The sequence below is a fragment of the Nonomuraea sp. NPDC003709 genome, assembly GCF_040610775.1.
Taxonomy (GTDB): Bacteria; Actinomycetota; Actinomycetes; order Streptosporangiales; family Streptosporangiaceae; genus Nonomuraea; species Nonomuraea angiospora_A.
The window spans coordinates 101,465-125,630 of the sequence record NZ_JBEXMW010000017.1; the positions used below are offsets into that span (position 1 = coordinate 101,465).

24 protein-coding genes and 1 pseudogene are annotated in these 24,166 nt (G+C 69.8%); 6 read left to right on the plus strand and 19 right to left on the minus strand.

Annotation, left to right across the window (positions count from 1 at the left end; all coding sequences use genetic code 11):
* Window positions 1-47: 47 nt before the first annotated feature.
* The 5 genes from ABZX61_RS41270 to ABZX61_RS41290 are packed head-to-tail and all read right to left on the minus strand — an operon-like array spanning window position 48 to window position 5,258.
* Complete coding sequence (locus tag ABZX61_RS41270) at window positions 48-818, minus strand: ATP-binding cassette domain-containing protein (RefSeq protein WP_355202228.1); 771 nt, start codon at window positions 816-818, stop codon at window positions 48-50.
* A complete protein-coding gene (locus ABZX61_RS41275; protein ID WP_355202231.1) occupies window positions 815-1,789 on the minus strand; it encodes an ABC transporter ATP-binding protein in 975 nt (324 codons plus the stop codon). The genes ABZX61_RS41270 and ABZX61_RS41275 overlap by 4 nt, the downstream gene beginning before the upstream one ends.
* Complete coding sequence (locus ABZX61_RS41280) at window positions 1,786-2,643, minus strand: ABC transporter permease (RefSeq protein ID WP_355202660.1); 858 nt, start codon at window positions 2,641-2,643, stop codon at window positions 1,786-1,788. Before ABZX61_RS41280 ends, ABZX61_RS41275 begins: the two co-directional genes overlap by 4 nt.
* The gene (locus ABZX61_RS41285) at window positions 2,643-3,599 is read right to left on the minus strand and encodes an ABC transporter permease (RefSeq protein ID WP_355202234.1); all 957 of its coding nucleotides are present in this window, start codon (window positions 3,597-3,599) and stop codon (window positions 2,643-2,645) included. The genes ABZX61_RS41280 and ABZX61_RS41285 overlap by 1 nt, the downstream gene beginning before the upstream one ends.
* A 6-nt stretch (window positions 3,600-3,605) precedes the next feature.
* The gene (locus ABZX61_RS41290; protein WP_355202236.1) at window positions 3,606-5,258 is read right to left on the minus strand and encodes an ABC transporter substrate-binding protein; all 1,653 of its coding nucleotides are present in this window, start codon (window positions 5,256-5,258) and stop codon (window positions 3,606-3,608) included.
* Window positions 5,259-5,442: 184 nt separating this feature from the next.
* Here ABZX61_RS41290 and ABZX61_RS41295 point away from each other — a divergent pair, with 184 nt between their 5' ends.
* Window positions 5,443-6,858: an amidase gene (locus ABZX61_RS41295; RefSeq protein WP_355202239.1), complete on the plus strand. Its 1,416-nt coding sequence runs from the start codon at window positions 5,443-5,445 to the stop codon at window positions 6,856-6,858.
* Between the two features lie 76 nt (window positions 6,859-6,934).
* Here ABZX61_RS41295 and ABZX61_RS41300 read toward each other — a convergent pair whose 3' ends face one another.
* The 4 genes from ABZX61_RS41300 to ABZX61_RS41315 form a co-directional block, all read right to left on the minus strand.
* On the minus strand, window positions 6,935-7,171 hold the full coding sequence (locus ABZX61_RS41300; protein WP_355202242.1) for a hypothetical protein: 237 nt from the start codon (window positions 7,169-7,171) through the stop codon (window positions 6,935-6,937).
* 10 nt (window positions 7,172-7,181) lie between these two features.
* Window positions 7,182-8,456: an FAD-dependent oxidoreductase gene (locus ABZX61_RS41305; RefSeq protein ID WP_355202245.1), complete on the minus strand. Its 1,275-nt coding sequence runs from the start codon at window positions 8,454-8,456 to the stop codon at window positions 7,182-7,184.
* Window positions 8,457-9,373: 917 nt separating this feature from the next.
* On the minus strand, window positions 9,374-10,081 hold the full coding sequence (locus ABZX61_RS41310) for a response regulator transcription factor (protein WP_355202248.1): 708 nt from the start codon (window positions 10,079-10,081) through the stop codon (window positions 9,374-9,376).
* Window positions 10,078-11,187 carry a sensor histidine kinase gene (locus tag ABZX61_RS41315; RefSeq protein WP_355202250.1) on the minus strand — a complete coding sequence of 370 codons (1,110 nt, stop codon included), beginning with the start codon at window positions 11,185-11,187 and terminating at the stop codon, window positions 10,078-10,080. The genes ABZX61_RS41310 and ABZX61_RS41315 overlap by 4 nt, the downstream gene beginning before the upstream one ends.
* A 176-nt stretch (window positions 11,188-11,363) precedes the next feature.
* Here ABZX61_RS41315 and ABZX61_RS41320 point away from each other — a divergent pair, with 176 nt between their 5' ends.
* From ABZX61_RS41320 to ABZX61_RS41335, 4 genes are read left to right on the plus strand one after another with little or no spacing between them, the layout of a single operon-like run.
* Complete coding sequence (locus ABZX61_RS41320) at window positions 11,364-12,320, plus strand: zinc-binding alcohol dehydrogenase family protein (protein ID WP_355202253.1); 957 nt, start codon at window positions 11,364-11,366, stop codon at window positions 12,318-12,320.
* Window positions 12,321-12,323: 3 nt separating this feature from the next.
* Window positions 12,324-13,769: an FAD-dependent oxidoreductase gene (locus ABZX61_RS41325; protein ID WP_355202255.1), complete on the plus strand. Its 1,446-nt coding sequence runs from the start codon at window positions 12,324-12,326 to the stop codon at window positions 13,767-13,769.
* 12 nt (window positions 13,770-13,781) lie between these two features.
* Window positions 13,782-13,988 (plus strand): hypothetical protein, encoded by a 207-nt coding sequence (locus tag ABZX61_RS41330; RefSeq protein WP_355202257.1) that lies wholly within the window; start codon window positions 13,782-13,784, stop codon window positions 13,986-13,988.
* 19 nt (window positions 13,989-14,007) lie between these two features.
* On the plus strand, window positions 14,008-14,328 hold the full coding sequence (locus tag ABZX61_RS41335) for a hypothetical protein (RefSeq protein WP_355202259.1): 321 nt from the start codon (window positions 14,008-14,010) through the stop codon (window positions 14,326-14,328).
* Window positions 14,329-14,361: 33 nt separating this feature from the next.
* Here ABZX61_RS41335 and ABZX61_RS41340 read toward each other — a convergent pair.
* From ABZX61_RS41340 to ABZX61_RS41355, 4 genes and pseudogenes are all read right to left on the minus strand, one after another.
* Window positions 14,362-14,550 (minus strand): annotated as a pseudogene (locus tag ABZX61_RS41340) (LuxR C-terminal-related transcriptional regulator); the annotation flags it as partial.
* 293 nt (window positions 14,551-14,843) lie between these two features.
* Window positions 14,844-15,260 carry a nuclear transport factor 2 family protein gene (locus ABZX61_RS41345; protein ID WP_355202262.1) on the minus strand — a complete coding sequence of 139 codons (417 nt, stop codon included), beginning with the start codon at window positions 15,258-15,260 and terminating at the stop codon, window positions 14,844-14,846.
* Between the two features lie 291 nt (window positions 15,261-15,551).
* Entirely contained in the window at window positions 15,552-16,304 is a 753-nt protein-coding gene (locus ABZX61_RS41350) for an SDR family oxidoreductase (protein ID WP_355202265.1), read from the minus strand.
* Window positions 16,305-16,397: 93 nt separating this feature from the next.
* Window positions 16,398-16,829, minus strand: a complete 432-nt coding sequence (locus ABZX61_RS41355; RefSeq protein WP_350732288.1) for an Rrf2 family transcriptional regulator — start codon at window positions 16,827-16,829, stop codon at window positions 16,398-16,400.
* Between the two features lie 703 nt (window positions 16,830-17,532).
* Here ABZX61_RS41355 and ABZX61_RS41360 point away from each other — a divergent pair.
* Entirely contained in the window at window positions 17,533-19,650 is a 2,118-nt protein-coding gene (locus ABZX61_RS41360) for a serine/threonine-protein kinase (RefSeq protein WP_355202268.1), read from the plus strand.
* A gap of 8 nt (window positions 19,651-19,658) precedes the next feature.
* Here the strand turns inward: ABZX61_RS41360 and ABZX61_RS41365 are convergent, their stop codons facing one another.
* From ABZX61_RS41365 to ABZX61_RS41390, 6 genes are all read right to left on the minus strand, one after another.
* Entirely contained in the window at window positions 19,659-20,225 is a 567-nt protein-coding gene (locus ABZX61_RS41365; protein ID WP_355202663.1) for an integrase core domain-containing protein, read from the minus strand.
* Between the two features lie 95 nt (window positions 20,226-20,320).
* Window positions 20,321-20,566 carry a hypothetical protein gene (locus ABZX61_RS41370; protein WP_355202271.1) on the minus strand — a complete coding sequence of 82 codons (246 nt, stop codon included), beginning with the start codon at window positions 20,564-20,566 and terminating at the stop codon, window positions 20,321-20,323.
* Window positions 20,567-20,855: 289 nt separating this feature from the next.
* Entirely contained in the window at window positions 20,856-21,164 is a 309-nt protein-coding gene (locus ABZX61_RS41375) for a hypothetical protein (protein ID WP_355202274.1), read from the minus strand.
* A 569-nt stretch (window positions 21,165-21,733) separates the two neighbouring features.
* Window positions 21,734-21,898, minus strand: coding sequence for a tyrosine-type recombinase/integrase (locus ABZX61_RS41380; RefSeq protein ID WP_355202277.1), 165 nt, complete (start codon window positions 21,896-21,898; stop codon window positions 21,734-21,736).
* A 255-nt stretch (window positions 21,899-22,153) separates the two neighbouring features.
* Window positions 22,154-23,347, minus strand: a complete 1,194-nt coding sequence (locus tag ABZX61_RS41385) for an FAD-dependent oxidoreductase (RefSeq protein WP_355202279.1) — start codon at window positions 23,345-23,347, stop codon at window positions 22,154-22,156.
* Between the two features lies 1 nt (window position 23,348).
* Window positions 23,349-23,903, minus strand: a complete 555-nt coding sequence (locus ABZX61_RS41390) for a TetR/AcrR family transcriptional regulator (RefSeq protein WP_355202282.1) — start codon at window positions 23,901-23,903, stop codon at window positions 23,349-23,351.
* Window positions 23,904-24,166: the final 263 nt, after the last annotated feature.

The window sequence follows — 24,166 nt, forward strand, 5'->3', positions numbered from 1 at the left end:
ACATTAACAATTCCGGTAAGGACCGGGTGCGGCGTGAGCCGTGCGAGTCAGGTGGATCGGCGGCGGGGGCGCCAGTTCGGTCGTGGGATCGCGTCGATGAGCGCCTGGGTGTAGGGCTGAGCCGGACGATCGATGATGTCGGCCGTCGGCCCCTGCTCCACCACGCGACCATGCTGGAGCACCACGCAGGTGTCGCTCACCTGCCGTACGACCGCCAGATCATGGGAGACGAACAGGTAGCTGATGTCGCTGCGCTCGCGGATGTCAGCCAGCAGGTTGAGCACCTGGGCCTGCACGCTGACGTCGAGGGCCGAGACGGCCTCGTCGAGAATCAGCAGCGCCGGCTCCAGGGCGAGGGCCCGGGCGATGGCCGCGCGCTGGCGCTGGCCGCCCGACAACGATCCGGGCCGCTGCCCGGCGTGCCGGTCGTCCAGCCCCACGTCGTGGAGCAGCCTCGTCACCCGCTCGCCGCGTTCGCCGCGGCGGCGCAGGCCGTGCAGCGACAGCAGCTCGTGCAGGCCGGCGCCGATCGTCTGGCGAGGGTCAAGGGAGCCGTAGGGATCCTGGAAGACCATCTGCACGCTTCGCGCCGCGCGCGGCTCGTTGACCACCACCGTTCCCGACGTGGCCTGCTCCAGGCCCGCGATGATCCGGGCGGCGGTCGTCTTGCCCGAGCCCGACTCGCCGACGAGCGCCAGGCAGGTGCCGCGGTCGATCGAGAAGCTCACGCCCCTCAGGGCGATCTGCGAGGGCGCCCGGCGCGCGGGGAAGATCTTCGACACGTCGCGAACCTCCAGCACCGGTGGCAGCGCGCTCATGAGGCACGCTCCCGCAGCGAGCCGGCGACCTCTTCGGCTCTGTGGCAGGCCACTTCCCGCCCTTCCAACACCCGCCGCGGCGGACGCTCGCTGTGACAGCGCTCCTGGGCGAACGCGCACCTGGCCGAGAAGGGGCAGCCGGCCCCCGCCTCGTAGGCGGCGATCGGCCGTCCGGGGATCGCCTGAAGGCGCCGGACCTGGGTGGCCGATGGCCGGGATCGCAGCAGGCCGGCGGTGTAGGGGTGCAACGGCCGTGCGCACAGCTCGGCGGAGCGGCCTGTCTCGACGATCGTCCCGGCGTACATGACGGCCAGCCGGTCGGTGACGGCCGCCGCGAGGTCCAGGTCATGGGTGAGGAACAGCAGGCTGCGGCCCTGTTCCCGGATCTGCTCCAGCAGGACGGCCATGACCTCCGACTGCACCGTGACGTCCAGTGCGGTGGTCGGCTCGTCGGCGAAGATGAGCCGTGGGCCCGGCAGCAGCGCCGCGACGATCATCACCCGTTGTAGCAACCCACCGGAGAGCTGGTGCGGGTACTGGTGCATGCGCCGCTCCGCGTCGACGATGCCGACGTCCCGCATCAGGGCGCAGGCCGCCTCCCACGCCTGCGCCGCCGGCATCCGGCGGGTGTCGACGACTCCTTCGGTGACAAACTGGCCGACAGTCCGGCTCGGGTTGATGTGCGCACGCGGATCCTGGTGGATGAGGGCCACCTCACCGGCGCGGTAGCGGGCCAGCTCCTTGCGGGACGTGGTCAGGACGTCCTTGCCGTCGAAGACGATCTCGCCGGATGCTCTCAGCCCGCGCGGCAGCAGGCGCATGGCCGCTCTGATCGACAACGACTTGCCCGACCCGGACTCGCCCACGAGCCCCACGGACTCGGCGGCGCCGACGGTGAGGCTCACGTCGTCGACCAGGGTGCGGTCGGCGACCTGTACGTGAAGGTCGCGCACTTCCAGCAGGGTGTTCATCGGCGACCTCCGGATCGGGCTGCCAGTTGCGCGCCGAGGACGTTGAACGCCACCACGGTCACGACGATCAGGGTGCCGGCGACCAGACTCTGCTGCACGGCCCCATCCAGCAGCTCCGAACGCCCCTCGGCGACCATGACGCCCCACTCGGCCTGGGGCGGCTGGATGCCCAGCCCGAGGAAGGAGACGGCGGCGAAGTCGGCCAGCGCGGTGCCGAACCCGTAGGTGGCCTGGGCGAGCAGGATGGGGAACACGTTGGGCAGCAGATGCCGCAGCCCGATCCGCAGCGGCGACATGCCGGCGAGCTGGAGGCTCTCCACGTAGCCGCGACGCCGCTCCCGCACGGCCACGCTGCGCACCACCCGGGCCATGTACGGGGCGTACACGAGCCCGAGCGCGAGCACCGGCGCCCAGAACCCGGCGCCGAAGACCGCCGAGGACAGGACAGCGACCAGGATGCCGGGCACGGCGAACATGACGTTGAGCACCCGGTTGCAGGTCCGGTCCACCCATCCGCCGTGCCAGGCGCTGAAGAGGGCCAATGCGGTGCCGAGCACCGCGCTGATCAGCACGACCATGGCCGGCCCCGCGAAGCTGAGCCGGGCGCCCACCAGCGCGCGGGACAAGATGTCCCGCCCCAGGGAGTCGGTGCCGAGCCAGTGCTGCGCGCTCGGTCCCTGGCTCGCGGCGAGCACGTCGGCGGCGTCGGCCTCGTACGGCGCGAGCCAGGGCCCGGCGATCGCCAGCACGGTGAGCAGGCCCGCGACGACGCCGGAGACCAGCAGCAGCGGGCCACCCGCACCGGCCTGTCGCCACCGCACGTTCGGCACCGTTCTGGTCCAGGTGAGCGTCATCACGCCCCCGCTCTCTCGCGCGGGTCGAGCGCCACCTGCACCAGGTCGATCATCGTGGTCATCACGACGAAGACGACCACGATGATGAGGCTGACCGCGGTCACCACGTCGTAGTCCTTGCTGGAGATGCTCTGCACCAGCAGCGCGCCGACGCCGTCCACCCCGAACGCCTGCTCCACGACCACCGTCCCCGAGACCAGGCCCGCGATCGCCAGGCCGGAGGCCGTCAGCACGGGAAGCGCGGCGTTGCGCAGCACGTGCCTGCGCACGATGATCCCGGCGGGGATGCCGCGGCCCCGGCTCGTCTCCACGTACTCCTTGCCCGACTCTTCATCGACCGCGGCGGAGGTCAGTTGGGAGACGTACGCGCCGTACCCGATCGACAGGGCGATGGCCGGAAGCGTCAGATGCCAGATGCGGTCCGGGAACCCGTCGCCCGCGCCATAGGTGGGAAACCAGCCGAGCCGGACGGCGAACGCCCCGATGAGGGCGTTGGCCGCGACGAAGCTCGGGACGGCGACGCCGAGGGCGACGAGCGTCGCGACGATCGGCCGTCCACGGCGGGCGACACCGCCCGCCACGCCGGCGACGATCCCGACGACCAGCACCAGGGCCGCCGCCATGGCCACGAGCATCAGCGTGGTCTGCAGGCGCGGCCCCAGCAGCGCGGTGACGTCCTGCCGGTAGGTCAGCGATCTGCCCAGGTCGCCCCGCAGGGCGGCGATCAGCCAATGCCAGTATCGCTCCAGCAGCGGGTCGTCCAGTCCCAGCTGCGCGCGCACCGCCGCCCGCGCCTCGTCGGTGGCCCGCGCGCCGAGGATCCTGGCGACAGGATCCCCCGGCGCCATGGACAGCCCGGCGTAGATCACGAAGGACGCGGCCACGATCGTGCCGAGGGCGCCGGACACCGTACCGGCGACCCGCCGAATCACGGGTGCCTTGTCAGCGTTGGCCATCGCGCCTCATCCGGCCGCGCCGACGTAGGCCATCTGCGGCATCGACCAGTAAGCGAAGGACGTCACCGCGCCCGTCAGGCGGTTGCCCAGGAAGGTGATCGTGTTGGTCGACAGCAACGGGACGGAGCTCGCGTCCGGCTCGAAGATCTCCTGCGCCTCGATGATCTTCCGGGCGCTCTCGACCGGATCGAGCGTCTGCCGGGCCTCCGTGAGCAGCTTTGTGACCTCGGCGTTGGCATAGCCGGTGTAGTTGTACGGCTGCTCCGGCAGCAGGTCGAAGCCGAGCGGTTCCAGCGGGCTCTGTCCGGCGTTGAAGTTCTGACTCAGCATCAGGTCCACTCCTGGACGCTTGGACGCGTCGTAGGACGCCTCGGCCCACACCAGGGGCTGCATCGTCTGGATCTTGACGGTCACACCGATGGCCTTGGCCTGCTGCTGGACAAGCTGAGCCGTCCTGGACATCGTCTCGTCGCCGGCCATGGTCGCGAGGACGACCGTGTCACCCTTGTACGACGACCCTTGGACCAGCGTCTTGGCCGCCTGAAGGTCATAGGAGCGTTCCTTGACGTAGGCGTCATAGGCCGTCTGGTACAGGGCACGCTGGCCGCCCGGCCAGCTGGCCGGGGCCAGCAAGGTGTAGTTCGCCTCGGCGGCCCCGTGGAAGACGACCTTCGCCAGCGCGTCACGATCGACGGCGCGCTGCAGCGCCCGGCGGAGCTTGTTGTCGGCGAGAGGACCGTCGGGGCGGGCGACGGCAAGGGAGACAGTCTGCGTGGACGGGCCGAAGATCAGCCGACCTTTCTGCGACTTCTGCAGGCTCGGCACCGTGGAGAAGGGCAGTTCGTACGCGCCGTCGATCTCCCCCGCATTCAACGCCTGCGCCACGGCGGTCGCGTCGGTGACGAACGTGAAGCCGACCTCCTTGGCGAACGGCCGCAGCTCCTTGTTCCAGTAGCCGTCGTTGCGCGTGAGGGTGATGCCGCTGCCGCTCTTCCACTCCCCCAGCGTGAACGGGCCGCTGCACACCAGCCCGCCCGATGGGGTGCCCACGTCCTTACCGGCCCGCTCGGCCCATTCCTTCTTGACGACGGCCCCCGAGATCGTCGCCATGCTGTCGGCGAACAGCGCGTCAGGCTGCTTGAAGGTGACCGTGACCTCCTTGTCGCCGGTCTTCTTGATCGCCTCGACGTAGAGGAAGACGAAGCTGACGATGGCGGTGGGGTCGGCCGAGCGCTTCAGGCTGTAGACGACGTCGTCGGCGGTCACCGGCGTTCCGTCCGAGAAGGTGACGCCGTCGCGCAGGGTGAAGACGAGTTCCGTGGGCGAGCGCTGTTCCATGGTGGCCAGGCTCGGGCGGGTGCTGAAGTCGGCGTTCATGCTGAGCAGCGAGTCGCACACGTTCTTGACGACCTGGCCGGAGCTGTAGCCGGCGGCGTTGCGCGGATCGAGCGTGTCGGGCTCACCTGTCGTGAGATTCCAGATGATCTTATCGACGTCGCCCTTCGCGGCCGGCAGGGACGAGGTCAGTTTCGCCGGGTCGAGCTTCCGGGCGGTGGGGGTCTCGGTGGAGCTTCCGCCGCAGGCGGCCACCGTGGCGCTCACGATCAGGGCCATGGCCGCGAACATGAGCCGGCGCCCGGCCAGATGGGCAAGGTCCATGGCTTCTCCTACTTCCTGCATGTGACCTAGATCATGCTGGTGACATAACCGTGAACATATAACCGTCGTCATATAACCCGCAAGACACCTCTTGCGAAATCAGGGTGACGTGATGTTCGCTACGTCACACAACGCTTGTCACAGCACCTGTGGCCGGCTTGAGTTCGAAGGAGACACAACGCCCATGTCAGACCACCTTTACTGGAAGAGCGCCGCGGAACTCGGTGAGCTGTATCGCGGCGGCAAGGTGTCCCCGGTGGAGGTGGTCGACGCCGTGCTCGACCGGATGGACCAGGTCGACCCGCAGCTGAACATCATGGTCACCTTGACCGCCGACCAGGCGCGAGCGGACGCCAAGGTGGCCGAGCGGCGGCTGCGGTCGGGGGAAGATCTGCCGCCCCTGTTCGGGGTGCCGATGACGGTCAAGGACCTCGCCGAGACGGCCGGGGTGCGGACCACCTACGGCTGTACGGCCTTCACCGACCACGTGCCGGAGGAGGACGCGATCGGCTGGGCACGGCTGAAGGAGCAGGGCGTGATCCTGCTGGGTAAGACCACGACCCCGGAGTTCGGGCTGCTCGGGGTGACCGAGAGCAAGTTGACGGGCTCGACCAGTACTCCCTGGCGGCCGGGCTACAACGCGGGCGGCTCCAGCGGCGGCGCGGCCGCTGCCGTCGTCGCGGGCGTCGGCCCGGTCGCCTGGGGCTCGGACGGCGGCGGATCCATCCGCGTGCCGTCGTCGCTGTGTGGCGCGGTGGGGATCAAACCGTCCATCGGACGAATTCCCACCGCCGACAGCACCGACGGCGACAGCACCGACGGCCCCATCGCCCGGACCGTGCTGGACGCGGCGATGGTGTTCGAGGCGACCGCGGGCCACCATCCCTCCGACCGGTTCTCCGTGCCCCGCGACACCCGCAGCTACGTCGAGGCCGCGCTGGCCCCCGGCGACCTGACCGGGGTGCGCGTCGCCGCCTGCCACGACCTGGGCCAGAAGGTCCTCGACCCCGGCGTGCGCAGGCTCTTCACTCAGGCGCTGGACGACATGCGGGCCGCCGGCGCAACCGTCGAGGAGGTCGGCATCGAACTGCCCGACACGATGCTGTTCTTCGACCATCTGAACGGATACGAGTACCTGGAGTTCGCCGAGGAGATGCAGGCCGGCGGCGTCGAGCTGTGGCCGATGATCCTGGAGTTGGCCGAACGAGCCAAAAGTGTCACCGGGCGGCAGGTCAGCGCCGCCTTCAGGCGCGGCAAGACCGACATCTACAACGCCTTCACCGCGGCGATGACCGGCGCCGACATCCTGGTGACACCTACGACCCCCGTTCCCGCCTTCCCACACGGCGGCGACATCGGCCCCACCCGCCTGGTCGACGGGCAGGAGGCTCCGCCGCTCGGCCTCCTGATCCACTCGATGACCGAGCCGCCCAGCCACGCCGGGCTCCCCGCGATCACCGTGCCCGGCGGCTTCGACTCCGACGGCCTGCCGATCGGCCTGCAGTTCATCGGCCGCCTATGGGCCGACGCCGACGTGATCTCGGTGGCCGCCCGCTACCAGCGCGCGACCGACTGGCACACCCGTCGCCCCCGGCTCTGACCTCGCCTGTGTTGCCGATCCCGGCGCTCCAGCGGTCCAGCGACAGGTCGGTGGACCGCTTCGTCGTTCCCGCACACTACGGCTGCAGGCAGACGGGATCACCTGCCCTGACGAGGCCCGCGACCGTGCGCGCGTCGAAGGCGAACGGCCGGACGTCGCCGACGTGCCGGACGGTCTGCGCGCATTCGGTCTCCGCGCGGTTGCCGACGATGCCGGTGCGCTCCACCTGGATCGCCGCAACCTCGCGCAGCGCGAACCCCTTGGTGGCGGTGACCTCCAGGCGGGCGACCGACCCGACGCCCTTGCCGCCCACCCGGGTCGCCTCATCCGCGGGCGTGCGGGACTGGGCCGCCCTGGATGAAGGCCGCCGCGCGAAGGGCGGTGTCGGCGCCGGAGGTGATCGCGCCGTCCATCCACCCCGACCAGCGGCAGGACAGGTCGCCGCCGGCGAAGAAGAACGGAGCGGGCATCGCCGCGAGCTCACGCCACCCGGCCCCCTGACCAGGCCGGGCGGCATGCCACGTGCCCCGGGCGAACTCATCGCGGATCCAGTCGTGCGACAGAGCCTCCAACTCCTGCCCGATCTGCGGGTGCCGCTCGCCGAGTGCCGTCCAGGCCCGCCTGAGCGCCCCGTCGTGGCTGGGTACGGCCACGCCGAACCGAGCCACCGCCGCACGCCGCCGGCCTTGGACCGCATACGCCTCGATCGCGTCGGGCCAGCCCGTCGAGTGCAGGCCGGCGGCCTCGCCCGAGACCGTCGCCCACCCCTTGGCGGCACGGCCGGCGTGCCGCTGCGCGACCACCCTGGCGGCTGCCGTCCCCAGTGGGACGTCCAGCCGCAGATCAGGCAGGACGTTGACGGGCAGAGCGATGATCGCTGCTGTGGCGGTCACCGCGAACCCCTCCCCGGACAGCATCACGCCGTCGGCGTGCGGCCCGATCGCCTCGATCCGGTGGCCCAGCCGGACGATGCCGCCCAGCTTCCTCGCGATGGCGCGGGCGATGCCGTCGGCACCGCCGCCGATCCGGGCGAAGCCGCCCCCGAACGCCGTGCGGGCATTCCCGAAACCAGCGATCTCATGCAGGAGGCCGATCACGGAGTAGTCGTGCTCGCCGGCACCCATCAGCGCGAACGCCTCGGCGAGCAGCACCTCATGCGCGTTCGTCCGCAAGCCGAGCCTCTGGATGTACTCGGCCATCGTCACGTCCAGGTGCTCGACGGTGCGGTACCAGTCGGGACGGCCGAAGTCGATGCCTGCGGCATCGGCATCAAGCCGGGCGAGCAGGCGCTCGTACTCTGCCAGCGCAGCCCGGCCCGGAAGGACCTTTTCCTCTCGCTCTTCGGTGGAGGGGAGCACCAGCTCGAGGCCGTAGCGCCGCGCCTCCCGCACGACCGCGTGGTGAAAGGTGGTCGCCACCCACTCCGCGCCGAGATCCACCGCGGCTCCGGCCGCCTCGAACTCTGTCGTCCAGACACGGCCGCCGACCCGGTCCCGCGCCTCCAGCAGCACGACATCGATCCCCGCCTCGGCGAGGCCGCGGGCGGCAACCAGACCAGCCAGCCCACCTCCGGCCACCACGACATCCACTGGGCTCATTCCGCATCCCTCTACTCGGCGCTCTTCCGGCACGGCCCGATCGCGGGTCCAGCCCGGCAAGTCACCAGTATGTATAACGCTCGTTGTGTAACACAATAAACAAATACCGAAGCGATACGTTCCGGCTGGTCGTCCGACGCACACTTGGGCACTCCCCGCTGCCCAATGCCACCAGAAGCCAGATGCACCGTGGCGCTCAATCCACGGCACCGTGAGAGTCCCCTACCAGGTCGTGCGGCTGGTCGTGTCCTGAACCATGCGCGGGCCGTCGCGAGGGGCGGGCACGCCGTTCGGTGCTGCCCGCGCCGGCGCGTCCGGGCCCCAACGAACGTGCGGAGGCGTTCGCGAGTCGAAGCCCAGGCCGAACCGATCGAAGACGCGCAGCCAGAGACGGAAGCGGCTGAGCTTGGCCGACCGGCAGCAGCGCGTGCGCGCAGGCCCACTTCATCGAGTTCGACCGGCGGCGGTCGATCACCTCGTCGAAGATGGAGGAGCAGGCCGTGGGTAGGCTCCAGTCAGCTGGTGCGCGACGAGGACGTGCAGGTCCTTCACGGGTTCGCCACCGTCGGGGACGCGCAGGGAGACCCCGAACGCGGGCCGGATGACATCGTCCTGTCGCTCGGCACACAAGAACTGGCCCGTATCGACGGCCGCTACCTGTCCACCGAGGTCGCTTCCGGATTCACCGGACGGATGCTCGGCCTCCGCTGCCATCACCGCCCCGGTACATGTGCGCTCCGTGAGCTACCGACTCATCCTGTACGGGCCTGTCTGGACAGATCCGTCCGGGGTGAGTGTTACGTTCCCGCGGCTCAGCGAATGGCGGTGCCTGCGTTTCGAGCGGCGAAGGTTGTCCGGCGTGGCGTCGATGAGCCGCTCCGCCGTCGGCACCATCGGCTTACGCCGCCCGTCCGGCATCAGCCCCCGCAGGTACAGCCCGCCGTTGGCCCGCTGTCGTGCGGGGGCCGGCTCGCCGGTACGACCAGGCCGGTCTCGTACGCGACGACCACCGCCTGGGCACGGCTGCTCAGGCCGAGTTTACCCATCAGGCGCTTGACGTGGGTCTTGACCGTGGCCTCGCTGAGAGTGAGGCGGTTGGCGATCTGGGCGTTGGACAGGCCGTTGCCGACGAGGCGGAGCACTTCGGTCTCCCGGGCGGTGAGGGTGGACAGTTCGGCCGTCCCCACGGAGGTGGTGCGGTGGTGGTGGGCGTAGGTGTCGACGAGTTGCTGCGTGATCCGGGGGGTGATGAGGATGTCGCCCGCCACCACCGTATGCACGGCCGCGATGATCCGGTCCGGCGGGGTGTCCTTGAGCAGGAACCCGGACGCGCCCTCGCCGAGCGCGGTGTAAACGTACTCCGGCAGGTCGAACGTGGTCAGGACGATCACGTGCGGCGGCTCGGGCGCGGCGAGGATGCGCCGGGTGGCGGCGATTCCGTCGAGCACCGGCATCTTGATGTCCATCAGCACCACGTCCGGGCGGGCCGAGGCGGTCAGGGTGACGGCCTGCTCGCCGTCGGCCGCCTCGCCCGCGACCTCCAGGCCCGGAGCGGCGTTCACCAGCGCGATGAGCCCGGCCCGGATCAGCGCCTGGTCGTCGGCGATGAGCACGCGGATCGTCATGGCACGTCCGCCATCGGCAGCCGGGCGACGACGTGGAACCCGCCCTCCTCGGCGGGGCCGGCGGTGAGCACGCCCCCGTACAGCTCGGCCCGTTCGCGCATGCCGCGGATGCCGTGCGACCCTGAGACGTTGGCCGGCTCCCGGTGGCCGGGACGGCCGTCGTCGCTGACCCGCAGGGTGAGCGTGCGTTCGCCGTAGCCGACCTCGACGCGGGCACTGGCCGGGCCGGCGTGCTTGAGCGCGTTGGTCAGCGATTCCTGCAGGATGCGGTACGCGCACAGGTCCGTGCCGGGCGGCAGCGGCCGGGGGGCGCCGGTGATCACGACCTCGACCGGCAGGCCGGCGGCACGGGTGCGGTCGACGAGTTCGCCGAGCAACGCGAGACCGGGTTGTGGTGACACGTCCAGTTCGCCGCTCGGGTCCACCCGCAGCACGTCCAGCAGCCGGCGCATCTCGATGAGCGCCTCGCGGGTCGCGTCGCTGACGGTGGTGATCGCGGTCCGCGCGGTCGGCAGATCGGTGTCGAGCACGTATCCGGCGACGCCCGCCTGCAACGAGATCACGGACATGTGGTGCGCAACCACGTCGTGCAGTTCGCGGGCGATGCGCACCCGCTCGTTCGCCGCCGCGCGGGTCGCCTCCTCCGCCAGCCTTCGCGTACGTTCGCCCCAGCGCCGCGTACTGTCCGCGAGCACCCACGCGCCGGCGACCAGCAGATTGTCCTGGAAGAAGTCAGGCCACTGGAACGGACCGGGCCTGGTGGCGTAGGACAGCACGATCAGCGCGACCGTGCCGAGCACGGCGGCGGCCGCGACGGGCCGGGGCCGCAGTGTCGTCACGGTGAACAGCGCGACGATGATGCCCATGCCGGCATTGGGGAACATGCCGTAGCCGACCAGGATGTAGACGGCGAGCGCGGCGGCGATGATCACCATGGTCAGCACCGGCGTGACCTGGCGGAGCGCGACCGGGGCCGCGGTGAGCACCGCGAGCACGTAGGCGGGCAGGGGCGCGGTGATGTGCCAGGCCATGGTGGCGATGGTGATCGCGATCAGCACGGCGGCGAGCAGGATGTCGCCGAGTGCCGGTTTCATGGTCATCGCCATGTGAACACCGTAATCGGGCGGGGCCCGCGGTGTCGCGGACCAAACGGGGTATCCCGTTCTACCCCCTGTGGGGTAGCCGAAGTTGCCGTCGTGGAGCGACGACGCGGGCTGCCGCGCGCGCCTAGGTTCGGGCGTGCCGGTTCGTACGGCGACTCCGACTACGTGAGGAAGTGCCGATGGAAGTGTCCGCCGCGGTGGTTCACTCGTTCGACCACCCGCCCCGCTACGAGCCGTTCGATCTGCCCGTGCCGGCCGACGAGGACGAGGTGGTCCTCGACGTGCTCGCGGTCGGCCTGCACCCCCGGGTACGCAGCGGGGCCGCCGGCCGGCACTACACCAGCACCGGCAAGCTGCCGATGGTCCCCGGCGTGGACGGCGTCGGCCGGCTCCCGGACGGCCGGCTGGTCTACTTCGTGGCCGATGACGAACTGACCGGCCCGATGGCCACCCGCACCGTGGTCGACGTCCGCCGGTGCGTCCCGCTTCCGGATGATGTGGACGTGGTCAAGGTGGCCGCCGCGATGAACCCGGCCATGTCGTCGTGGATGGCGCTGCGCCGCCGGGTGCCGATCCGGCCCGGCCAGTCGGTGCTGGTGCTGGGCGCCACCGGCAACGCCGGGCAGATGGCCGTCCAGGTGGCCAAGCGGCTCGGAGCCGGGCGGGTGGTCGGCGCCGGGCGCGACCCCGGCCGGCTGGCCCTGCTGCCCGAGCTCGGCGCGGACGCCGCGGTCGCCCTCACCGACGCCGCACTGGCCGAGGCCGCCGCCGAAGTGGACCTCGTCCTCGACTACCTGTGGGGCGAACCGGCCGCCTCGGTGATCCCGGCGCTGCTGTGGGCGCGCTCCGATCGCGGCCGGGAGCTGAACTGGATCCAGATCGGCGCGGTGGCCGGTCCGACCATCGAGGTGCCGTCGGTGGCGTTGCGCTCGGCCAACTTCCGGTTGCAGGGCAGCGGCCAGGGCGCGGTGTCGGCCCGGGCCTACCTGGAGGAGTTGCCTGAGCTGGTGGACGAGATCGACCAGGGCCGGATCGCGGTCAGCGCCCGGATCGTCCCGCTAGCCGAGGTGGAATCGGCGTGGACCGCCCCAGAACGGCCCGGCGTCCGGACCGTGCTGGTCACCGAGGAGGTGTAAACCATGCCCGAGGTGATCATTTCCGGGGCGGGCCCGACCGGGCTGGTGCTGGCCATCGAGCTGGCCCGGCGCGGCGTGGACTTCCTGCTGGTGGACAAGGCGGCGCGGCCGTTCGCCGGGTCGCGGGGCAAGGGCATCCAGCCACGCACCCTGGAGGTGTTCGAAGACCTGGGGGTGCTGGATCGGATGGTCGCCGCCGGCGGCCCGTACCCGCCGCAACGCCTGTACGCCGAGGACGGGCCGATCGACCGGCGGATCATGGAGCACCAGGAGCCGACCCCGGCTGAGCCGTACCGGGATGGGCTGATGCTGCCGCAGTTCCGCACGGAGACCATCCTGCGCGAGCGGCTGGCCGAACTCGGACACGCCGTACGCTATGACCACGAACTGCTTGGCTTCGACCACGACGACAGCGGGGTGGTCGCGCGGATCGGCGAGGCGACGGTGCCCGCCCGCTACCTGGTCGGCGCCGACGGCGGGGCCAGCGTGGTCCGCAAGACGCTCGGAATCGGCTATCCGGGACGCTCCCTCGACATCCGGGCGTTCGTGGCAGATGTGCGCGCCGACGGCCTGCCCGCCGACGTCTGGCACACCTGGAACGAGGGCACCCTACGGCAGATCGCGATGTGCCCGCTGGCCGGCACCGAGCTGTTCCAGTGCCAGGGCGGCCTGCCGCTGGAGGGCGAGGTGGACCTGTCGGCCGCCGGGCTGACCGCGATGCTGACCGACCGTACCGGAGACAGCGGCATCGTGGTGCGGGAGGTGGGGTGGGCGTCGGTGTACATGATGGGCGCCCGGCTGGCCGACGCCTACCGCAGCGGGCGCGTCTTCCTGGCCGGGGACGCGGCGCACGTGCACCCGCCGACCGGCGGCCAGGGGCTGAACACCAGCATCCAGGACGCCTACAATCTGGCCTGGAAACTGGCCGCGGTACTGCGCGGGGCGCCTGAGGCGATGCTCGACTCGTACGAGGCCGAGCGGAGGCCGATCGCCGAATCGGTGCTCGGGCTGACCACCCGGCTGCTGGACGAGGCCGAGCGCCGCGCGATGCGCCGCGGACGCGAGGCCCACCAGCTGGACCTCGGCTACCCGCTGTCGCCGCTGACCGGCCCCGGCCCGATGGCCGGCTACCGGGCACCCGACGCCCCGCTCACCGGCGCCGCCGGCCGGCCGGTGCGGCTGTTCCAGCTACTGGCCCACCCATGCTGGACCCTCATCGGATACGAGGTGCCGGACGTCCCGGCCCCGCGCGCCGGGCTGAGCATCCACACCACCGGCAAGCGCGGTGACCTCGTCGACGACGGCGGCCACCTGCGCCAGGCGTACGACCTGTCACCCGGCGACTGGGTGCTCATCCGGCCGGACGGCTACATCGCCCTGACCAGCACCGATCCCGCCGACATCGAGACCTACCTGGACCAGACCGGCCTGCGCCGGTCGCAGAGCTGAAAGAGGCCGATCATGTCCGCACAGACCCGAAAAGAACACCGTCAGGTACGACGCGCCGCCGAGTTGCGCCGCGCCGAAGCCCGGCGGGAACTGCACCGCTTCGGCCGCGAGACCCGCCGTGCCGGCAAGACGAGCCTGATCCTGGTCCGGGCCAGACTGGCCGAGCTGAGTGCCCGGAGCTTGACCAAGCTGGCCGCCCGCCTGCGCGGACCGTCCTGAGCTACGGGAGACACCCTCGATGTCCTTCGACCACACAGACGACCACACCGCGCCGCACGGCGGTACGGCGATCCCGGGCGCGAACCCGGATGGCTACATGCTGGGCCCCGACGACGGAACCACGACCTGGTTCGCCGGCGCGCTCATCACCTTCCGGGCCAAGGCGGCCGACACCCGTGGCGTGCTGTCGTTCTTCCGGTGCGATGTGCCGTACGGGTACCAGGCGCCGGTGCGCCGGCACGCCGGCGAGAGCGAACTGTTCCACATCGCCGAGGGTGAATGGGAGACCACCTGCGGTGCGGCGGAGGATGATCGCGGGCGCGGGCTGCTGCGCTTGTGAAGCCGCCTCCGCGTGATCGGCCGCAAGCAGGGGTCAGAGGCGATGCTGGTGGGCGTAGATCACGGCGTGTACGCGGGTGCGCAGGCGGAGCTTGGCGAGGACGCGGTTGACATGCGTCTTGACCGTGCCCTCCTCGATCCAGAGTTCCCGGGCGATCTCGGCGTTGCTGAGCCCTTGCGCCAGGTGGTGAAGCACTTCCCGCTCGCGGGCGGTGAGCAGGTCGAACGCCGGGGTGACCGGTTTGGGGCTGAGGGCGGCGAAGCGGTGGGCCAGCCGTCTGGTCACCTGGGGCCGAGGTGACCAGCCTCCTCGCACCTGGTGACGCCCGGCGCTGAACTCCGCCGGCCGTGCTGCCTGTCGCCGATGCGGCGGTGCCGCACGGCACTGGGCTCTGCATCTGGTCTGCACCCCCTCCGGGATGCCGATCCTGTGGGCGCCGGCCGGCCCGAAACTCGGCCAACCGAGATGCTGGCCGCCATGCGCCCTGGGCCACGGGGCCCCTGAGCACTCTTCACTCAGCCGGCGTTGAACGCCTCCTCGACGGTCAGCGTGTCCTCGTACAGGTGCATGCGGACGATCCGGTTGTCCTCGACCATCAGGTGCATGGCCGCCGGTGTGGTGAACTCCTTCCCGCTGGCCACGACGGTGTGCGTGAAGACCGCCAGCAGCACCACGTCACCACCGTCGACGATGACGCGCTCCAGCACGACCTTGCTCCTGCCGTGCGCGAAGTGCGGCCACATCGTGGTGAAGTACGGCGCGACCTCCTCCCGGCGGGTACGGCGCCCGGTCCAGGGCAGCGCGTCACTGCCGGGGACGTGCCAGTCGATCTCCTCGGCGAACAGTTCCTCGATGCCGTCGGGGTCCTGCCTCCCGAGGCGCTCCACGAACTTCTCGGCCACGGTCCGCGAGGTCTGAGTATCTGTTGCCATCGTCCTTGTCCTTTGTCTTTCTTTCGTATGAGGTGTGCCGGTCGGGCCTCAGCCCTGGAACAGGAAGTGCTTGCCGCTCAGCGGCCCGCCGAGCGGCATGAGCGCCCCGCCTTCGCGCAGTGCGGTCGACCGGCGCGAACCCGAATTCGGTCAGCAGCCGTGTGAAGGGGGCTTGGCGCTCTCGTCGTCACCGGCGAGGAAGACGGCCTGGTTGCCGTCCTGGTGCCGGGGATCGGGCTGCCGCATCGCCCGCCCGGTAGTCGAATGCGTCCCGCGTCGCCGATTTGGCGCCTAGAGCTGTGTGGCGCCGCCGTCGACGAACAGTTCCGCGCCGGTGGTGAACGTGCTTTGGTCGCCGGCCAGGTAGAGGGCGGTGGCGGCGACCTCGTCGGGATGGCCGGCGCGGCCGAGCGGGGTCGGTGGGGCGGGCTCGGCCGCGGTGGGCCGATCGCCGTGCGGGAAAGCGGCGAGGAGCTCGTCCAGGCCCGGGGTCTCGACAGGGCCGGGGGTGAGGGCGTTGACGCGGATTCCGCGGCCGGCCAGCTCGGCGGCCCAGGTGCGGGCGAGGCTGCGGATCGCGGCCTTGGTGGCGGCGTAGACGCCCAGGCCCGGGACGGCCCGCAGGGCCGAGCTGGAGGAAAGCAGCATCACCGAGGCGCCGGCCGTCAGCAGCGGCAGCGCCTTTTGGACAGTGAAGACCGTGCCCTTGAGATTGATCGAGGTAGTGCGGTCGTACTCCTCCTCGGTGATCGCGCCGAGCGGGCCGTACTCCCCGACCCCGGCGTTGACCACCACAATGTCCAGGCGGCCGCTGCGGTTCGCGATCTCGGCGAAGAGCCGGTCGAGGTCGCCGAGGTCCGAGGCATCGCCCTGGATGGCGATGCCGCGGGCGCCGACCTGCGCGACGGCGGCGTCCAGCGCGGCCTTGCGGCGCCCGGTCAGGTAGACGGTCGCGCCCTCGGCGGCGAAACGGCGGGCGATCGCCAGGCCGATGCCGCTGGAGGCGCCCGTGACGAGGGCGGTCTTGTCGTTCAGTTGTCCCATGAGACTCTCCAAGTTCTTGATGTAACCATATTGGTTACATCGGCGATGCGCGGGATGCGACCCCCTCGACCAGGGGAAGTCGACGGTCCGAGGTCAGGCGGCTTTCAAGACGTCCCGCAGCACGTCCTCCAGCGTGGTCTTGGCCAGCTCGCTGCGCAGGGCGGCCTCCACGTTGTCGTACACGGCGGTCATCGCCGGCCCGATGCCGTGGCCCACGACGCACTCGGGGTCCGGTGTCGCGCGATGCAGGGCGAAGACCGGTCCCGGTTCGATCGCCTCGTAGACGTCGAGCAGGGTGATCGCCGCCAGGTCCCGCACGAGCATCCAGCCCGCCCCCGCACCCCGCCGTGAATCGGCCAGGCCGGCCTTGCGCAGCTCGCCCAGCAGGCGGCGGATCACCACCGGGTTGGTGTTGACGCTCGTCGCGATCTGCTCGGAGGTGGCGACCTCGTGGCCGCGCCGCTGATACAGCCCGATCCATGTCAGGACGTGCGCCGCGATGGTCAGTCTGCTGTTGGCACTCACGTCGGACTCCACCTCCCTCACCCCTCGGTTCCGGTCGTAACGATAGTTGTTACAACCGCAGGCGGCAAATCTTGCGGGGCCGGCCTCGTCAGCCCGCCTGGCGCGTGTACCTGGCCTTGAAGGGTGTCAATACTCTGCTCACCGTTGTGAGCTGCGGGCCTGTCCAGGTTTCCGGACCGGAGCAGTGGGTGAAGTCGGGCTTGCTCGAGGCTCATGGCATTCCGTCTCTTCTACATGATCTTGTGCCGCGCACTCCCGTCTGCACCAGGTCACCGAGCTCCGGTACGACGCGCCCCGCGCCCTGCCCCGCACGCCGACCCGGAGCGCCCTCGGACCGCCCGCAGGACCTGCCGGAACGGCCAGTAGCCTGGATTGCCCTCCTCATCGGTGGCCCGCCCCCAGCAGCAGCACCGTATCCCCAGTCGCGCCGCCAACGCCGCGGCCACCTGCGGCGACGGCTCCGGCCATGGACACGGCTGCACAGACACCGAAACACTCCAACCGCAGCCGGGGCGAGGGGCAACCGGCCGCCCCCTCGTGATCCACAACAACCACCGCCAGGTCACGGACCACACCCAACGCGCCGCGAGTCAACCAGCAGGGTCGTGGGAGCGAAACAAGCCGGATCCCGCGATCCCCGACCCCCAGGTGCGTGAACGTGCGAAATCGCCGTTGATCTACTTAACGTGTATCGTCGGGAACTATGTTCCGCCCCCTGCAAGCTGGCGAGCCGACCCAGCTGGGTGACTACCGCATCGTTGGGGGCCTCGGTGAGGGCGGGCAGGGCGTGGTCTACTTGGCCGAGCGTGCCTCGGGCGAGCGGGTGGCGATCAAGGTGCTGCATGCCAGGCTGGCGAGCAGGAGCGAGGCGCGCGGGCGTTTCTTACGCGAGGTGGACGCGGCCATGCGGGTGGCGGCGTTCTGCACAGCCCGCGTGCTGGACGTGGCGGTCGACGGCGACAGACCCTACATCGTGTCGGAGTTCGTCGACGGCTCGTCACTGGAGGATTCCGTCCGCGAGCACGGACCCAGGTCCGGAGGCGCGCTCGATCGCATCGCGGTCAGCACGGCCACCGCACTGGTGGCCATCCACCGGGCCGGGATCGTCCACCGCGACTTCAAGCCGTCGAACGTCCTGTTGGGCTCCGACGGCCCCCGGGTGATCGATTTCGGCATCGCGCGCGCGATCGACATGACCGCCACCGGCGGCTCGGTGGGCACCCCGGCGTACATGGCTCCCGAGGTGATCCACGGTGAGCCGGCGCAGCCCGCATCCGACGTGTTCAGCTGGGCGGTGACCGTGGGCTTCGCCGCGACCGGGCGCCCGTTTTTCGGCCAGGACACACTGCCTGCAGTAATGTACCGCATCCTCAACGCCCAGCCGGATCTGGACGGCGTCCCCGAGCCCCTGCGCGCCGTTCTCTCCCGCTGCTTGGCCAAGGCGCCGCCGGAACGTCCCACGGCAGCCGAGGTCCTGCACCTCCTCCTCGGTCACGGCCAGAGCGTGACCAAGCCCGTCGGTGGGGACCCGGCCGCTCACCCGGCCGCAGCTCCACCAGCGGAAGCTTCTCCGGCCGGAGTGACACCCGCCTGGACGCCTTCTACCGGCATGCCGTCAGCAGGACCGCCCTTCGCCGGGCTCGCCGGGACACCCGCTCCCGGAACGCCACCCGCCGCCCTCACCACAGACTCACGCCGCAAGCGGTCCAAGCTCCTGGTGGTGGGCTCGGTCACCTCCGTGGCGGTACTCGTGAGCGTGATTGTGTTGGCCCTGCGGTGGGGAGCGAGCGACTCTCCATCAACACCCACGCCCTTCGCGACGACGGACATACCGTCGGCGACCACCAGCGTCGCCGCCCAGCCGTACGGCAGGAGGGTGGCAGAGGTCACCCTCGGCGAAGAGGTGAACACCCTGGCGGTAAGCAGCTACGCCGGACAGCGCGCGGTGCTGGCCGGCAGTACCAAGGGGGTGGCCAAGGTGTGGAAGTTCGACACGCGCCCCAGCGAACTCGCCAAGCTGAAGAACTCCGGCGGCGAGGAGGCAAACGCTGCCATCGACGTGGGCGAAGTAGACGGGCAGGCGGCCACGTTCAGGCGGCTGCAAAATGGCGCCGTCATCGTCTCCGGCGCGGAGAGCGTCGAGCCGCTCGGCCCCACCTACAAAGGCCACCAGAAAATGGTCTACGCGATCGCTCCGGCGCGGGTGTCGGGCAAGACGGTCCTGGTCAGCGGCGACGAGGCCGGAAAGGTCCACGTGTGGGACCCGAAGACGGGCAAGGACTCCGGACCCCAGCCCAAGGCGGTGGGCGGCGACCCGGTGTTCGGTGTCGCGACCGGCACGATGGACGGGCACCCGTTCGCGGTGACTGCGTCGGCCGACGACACCGCGCGGGTGTGGAGCCTGGAGACCGGCGCCCTGGGCGCCACCTTCCACGGCCACAGCGGTGATGTCTTCGCTGTGGCGACCACCGTGATGGACGGCGCGCCGGTGGGCATCAGCGGCGGCTCCGACCACAAGATCCGCGTCTGGGACCTGCGCAACGGCCGGGAGCAGACCTCGTTCTCCGGCCACACCGCCGAGGTCGCCTGCCTGGCGGTGGGCAGGGTGAAGGGCCGCGCGGTCGTCGCCTCCGGCGGGTTCGACGGGATCATCCGCGTCTGGGACCTGCGCAGCGGCAAGCAACTCGGCGACCCGCTGAAATCTCCCGGTGGGCGCGTCTACTCGGTGGTGATCGCCGAGGACGACGGGGAGTCCTGGCTGGCCGCGGGCGACGTCAAGGGCAACGTCACCGGATGGAGCCTCGGCCCGGCCTCCCCCTAGAGAACCGGTCATGTCATCGTTAGGACGCGAGGCTGTGGCCTGTAGGGCTTCAAACTCGCGCGCATGGTTTGAGCTGGGATTTCTCCGTCCGAGCCATGCGGCTCGACGGTACTCGTTGATCGCTCCTCCGAGTACATTGTGGCGTTCGATCCGGCCTTCCATCGGCACCACCACATGTTCATCGTGATCGGGTGGTCGCTCTGCCCACGAGCCTGATGCGGTCGGTGCGCGTTGTAGTGATCGATGTACTCGTTCAGGACGGAGCGCAGGTGACGTTCGCCGTAGATCAGCATCCGGTCGGTGCACTCGGCTCGCACGGTCCGGATCCAGCGCTCGGCATAGCAGTTCGCCCTCGGTGTCCGCGGCGGACTCTTCAGCACCGTGATGCCCACGGCGGCGAACACCTCGTCGAAAACGGCGGTGAACTTGGCGTCTCGGTCACGAATGAGGAAGCGGAACGACGCTGCTCGCTGGCCGAGGTCGATCAGGAGGTTGCGGGCCTGCTGAGCGGTCCACGCGCCAATCGGGTGGCTGGTCACACCCAAAACGTGGACGTGTCGCGTGTGGACCTCCATCACAGCGAGATCGTGTCAACATGGAAGAAATCACAAGCCAGGAGGCCTTCGGCTGCAACCTCCTGCCTCGTTCCTGGACGCCCGGGCCGATGCGGCTAGGTCCAGGAGCGTCGCAGCAGACGACGATGCCACGCCGGTAACGTCGCCGGGGTGACCAGTCGATGAGCGCGCAGCATCCCCGGCACCCATCGGGCCAACGCCGCGAGAACGGCCCGATCGGCCCAGTCCGGCTTCGGTCGTCCAACCTGACGCCGCAGCACCGCCACCTCGTAACGCAACACCATGATCTCCGCGCCCTTCGACGCTTGGCTGCGGCCCAGCAACATCAGCCAACCGAACACTCGCAGTGTGATCTTTACTGCGGATACGGACCCCGTAAAACCACAGGTCAGAGCAGTCGTGGCCGCCCTAGCTTTTTCGGCAACGTAAACGCGAACATTCCTTGCACTGGGCGCGAACTACGAAACTAGATGCAGAAGCAAGGCACTTACGCTGCCGGTCGTGAAGTTTCTTGCATCTCAGAATGAGACCTGGAGGCGGAGCGGCATGGCGTTGTCCGTTGTGGACATACGCGGGTCCGCGTCCGCGGACCTGCTGCTCACGATTGCCTCCCGAGCAGAAAGCTTCTGATCACGTATCGCCGTTGCACCCCTTCAGTGCCACCACGTAGAGCGCCAACTCTTCTGTCGTGACCCTCTCCTCCCCCATGGGAGGCGGCCCCTCCATCACCTTCACGTCCATGTAGGGAGAGAACGTCGCGGTGATCTCAGGGACGGGCTGCTGCACCGTCGCTCGTGCATTCTCAGCGATCCAGGCATCGATCAGCTTGTCCGTATATGACGTCGACATCAGGCAGGACACTCCGACCGGGGCCGCCGCTGCAATTGTGGGAACTGCGGCCAAGGCCACGCCAGCCGCGACCGCGACGCGCCACCCCACTGCTTCCTCCCGACTCTTCGATTACCGGGCCTAGCATGCCCCATCTAGATCACAGACGCGACAAGGGCTCGGACGGTCACGCGGGCAGTAGTTGTGGCTGTACAGGCTAGGGCTGCCGGAGTCCCACAACCCTGAACACCACCGGAAGTCGGGGTTTCCGTCGGGCCGGTCCCGGTGGCCGACGTCCTCCACTACGCATTCGCCGGAGAGGGAGTCGGCTGGGCGATGATCACGAGCCCCGTCGGAAAGTGTGAGCCCAGGGAAAGGGCAGGCGCTTCCGCCGATGCCCCAGTGAAGGAACAGCGCCTGGCATCCTGCACGCCATCGCCAGCCGCGCTGGCCGACGCCGCCGTCCTCGACGGTCAAGAACCGAGCACAGGTGATATTCGCCGTAAACCAGCATGCGGTCGGTGCACTCAGGCGGACAAACACAAGACGCGATCTTGTCTGCAGGTACGGACCCCGTCAAACCACAGGTCAGGGCCGTCATGGCTGTATTTTTGACGCCGTACAGAGTGGGGCCGGCCATGAGCCGATCTTGACGTTAGTTTCCGCAGGTAGGGGCGTAGTCAGCCGTCGGTGGTGATCAGCTTGGGGGCGTCTTGTCGGACGGCAAGCTGTAACGCCGGGGGGGTCTCCAGGCGGGCGTGGCCAAGGATCTCGGTGACCAGGACCAGGTCGGTCTTGCTGCGGACCAGCGTGGTGGCGAGTGTATGGCGCAGGATGTGCGCCATGGTGGCATCGTCGGGGGTCAGAGGGATTTGGAACGGGCTCCGGCGTTAACGAAGTTCCCGCTGATCAGCGGGCCGAGCCTTTCCCTGCCTCCGAACGCGGCCCGCGCCGGATCCCGTTCGATTTCACAGCGCGGCCCTCCACCACATGAACTGCCCCTGCTGCACGGGCGTGCCGGGTGGTGGTGCCCAGCACGGCGCCGGTACCTGGTCTGTCTCCCTTGTGCACGCGAGGGCGCGGGAAGGGGATGGTGTCGGTCATGCGGCGATGTGCTCCGGACGGACGCCCATACCGATGAAACGACCCAGGAGGTGGCGCAGCGGTGGCAGCGTCCGGAACGCCGTGAAGATCAGAGGCACATGCTGGGTCGTGTCGTCGCCCAGGTCCTTGGGATAGAGGTCGCGCAGGATGCCGAGTTGGAAGGCCTGCGTGATCCTCGCGGCGCGTTCTCTGCGGGACTGCACCCGGGCCAGATCGGCGTCTTGTGGTTCGCCGCCTCGGGCGAGAAGCGGGCCCAGCAGGTTGGCGGTGGCCACCGCGTCCTGCACGGCCAGGTTGATACCCACGCCGCCCGCGGGCGACATGGCGTGGGCGGCATCACCGATACACAGCAGTCCCGGCCGGTGCCAGCGTGGCAGCCGGTCCACCCGGACGCTCAGGTGGTGCACCACCTCCCAGTCGTGGATCTGGTCCACGCGGTCGCGCAGGGCGGGGGCCAGGTGCGCCACCCGGTTCCGGAACGCCGGCAGCCCGGCAGTCTTGAGCTCGTCGAAGGCGGCCGCCGGGATTGCATAGGCCATCTGCCAGTAGTCACCACGGTCGATGGAGATCAGCGCCCCCTTGCCACCCTGAAAGAAGGGCACTTGGTCCTGTGGGCGGCGGGGCAGGTGGAACCACAGCACGTCCATGGGTGGCGAGGCGCTCACGGGAGTGAGGCCGGCGCGGGCCCGTACGGTGGAGTGGCGGCCGTCGGCGCCGATCACCAGGTCGGCCCGCACCTCCACGGGGCCCTCGGCGGTGTCGGCCAGGACGCCGGTCACCCGTCCCTGATCGGTGAGAAGTTCCGTGGCCTGGGCGCGGCGCAGGAGGCGGAAAGAAGGGTAGGCCGTGGCCTTGCCGGCCAGGAAGTCCAGCACATCCCACTGCGGCATGAACGCGATGTAGGGGTAGCGCACGTTCAGCCGGCTGAAGTCGGCGAAGGTGACGTCTCGGCCGCCCATGTTGACCGCCACCTGCGGCATCTTGGTGTGCGGGAGGTTCAGGAACTCCTCGATCCAGCCCAGTTCGGCGATCAGTTCGAGGGTGGAGGGGTGGACGGTGTCGCCGCGGAAGTCGCGCAGGAAGTCCGCGTGTTTTTCCAGCACGATCACCTCCACGCCCTGACGGGCCAGCAGCAGCCCGGCCATCATGCCCGCGGGGCCGCCCCCGACGACACAGCACTGTGCGCGCATCTCATCCTTCTTCCGGAAACAGCAGCCCGACCAGGGCCGCGATGTCGATGGGGGTGCCCAGCCGCCGGTTGACGGCGACGGTGGCGAACAGGGTCCTGGCGGCCGTGACCGTGTCGTGCGGGCGCAGCTCGCCGGCGTCGATGCGTTCGAGCAGGAAGTCGCCGATGAGCCGCTGGCCCTCACCAGCCAGCGCCGCCAGCGGCCCGCGGGCCTGGGCGGCGCTGAAGAACACGGCCATCAGTTCGGCGTTGTCGGCCAGCAGCCGGTCGAACGCCTTCAGCAACTCGGTCAGCACCTCTGGAGCCGGCCGCGAGTCGTTCTGCTCCGTCCGCAGCTCCCGCAGGCGGGGCAGGAAGCCCCGCTCCGACAGGAGCGTCTCCACCATCGCCTCTTTGCTGTCGAAGTAGCGATAGAGCAGGCCGGGTGTCACCTCGGCGGCCTCAGCCACATCCTTGACCGTGGCCCCGTCCACGCCCTTGTCGGCGAACACGCGCAAGGCCGCGTCCAGCAGTTGCTCCCGGCGCCATACCGCCTGCTCACTTCGCGTCCTGGGCATTACTCACCTCATTGAGTAAACGTTTATTCAACATACCATGCAGGTGCCTGTCGCACGGCGCTGGGCGCTCGCGCGTTCACGTGGTCACGGGGATTGAGGAACATCTCTGCGAGATCGTGCGCCAAGCCCGGTCGTGCCTGGCCAGGAGACCGGGAGGGCCGGCCCCGAAGAATCTTGAAGTCTTGGCGTAGATAACGGCCTGTCATCTGCGGCATCGTGGATCGCGACCTGCGGCGACGCCCGCCGGACGGTACGTGAGGCGA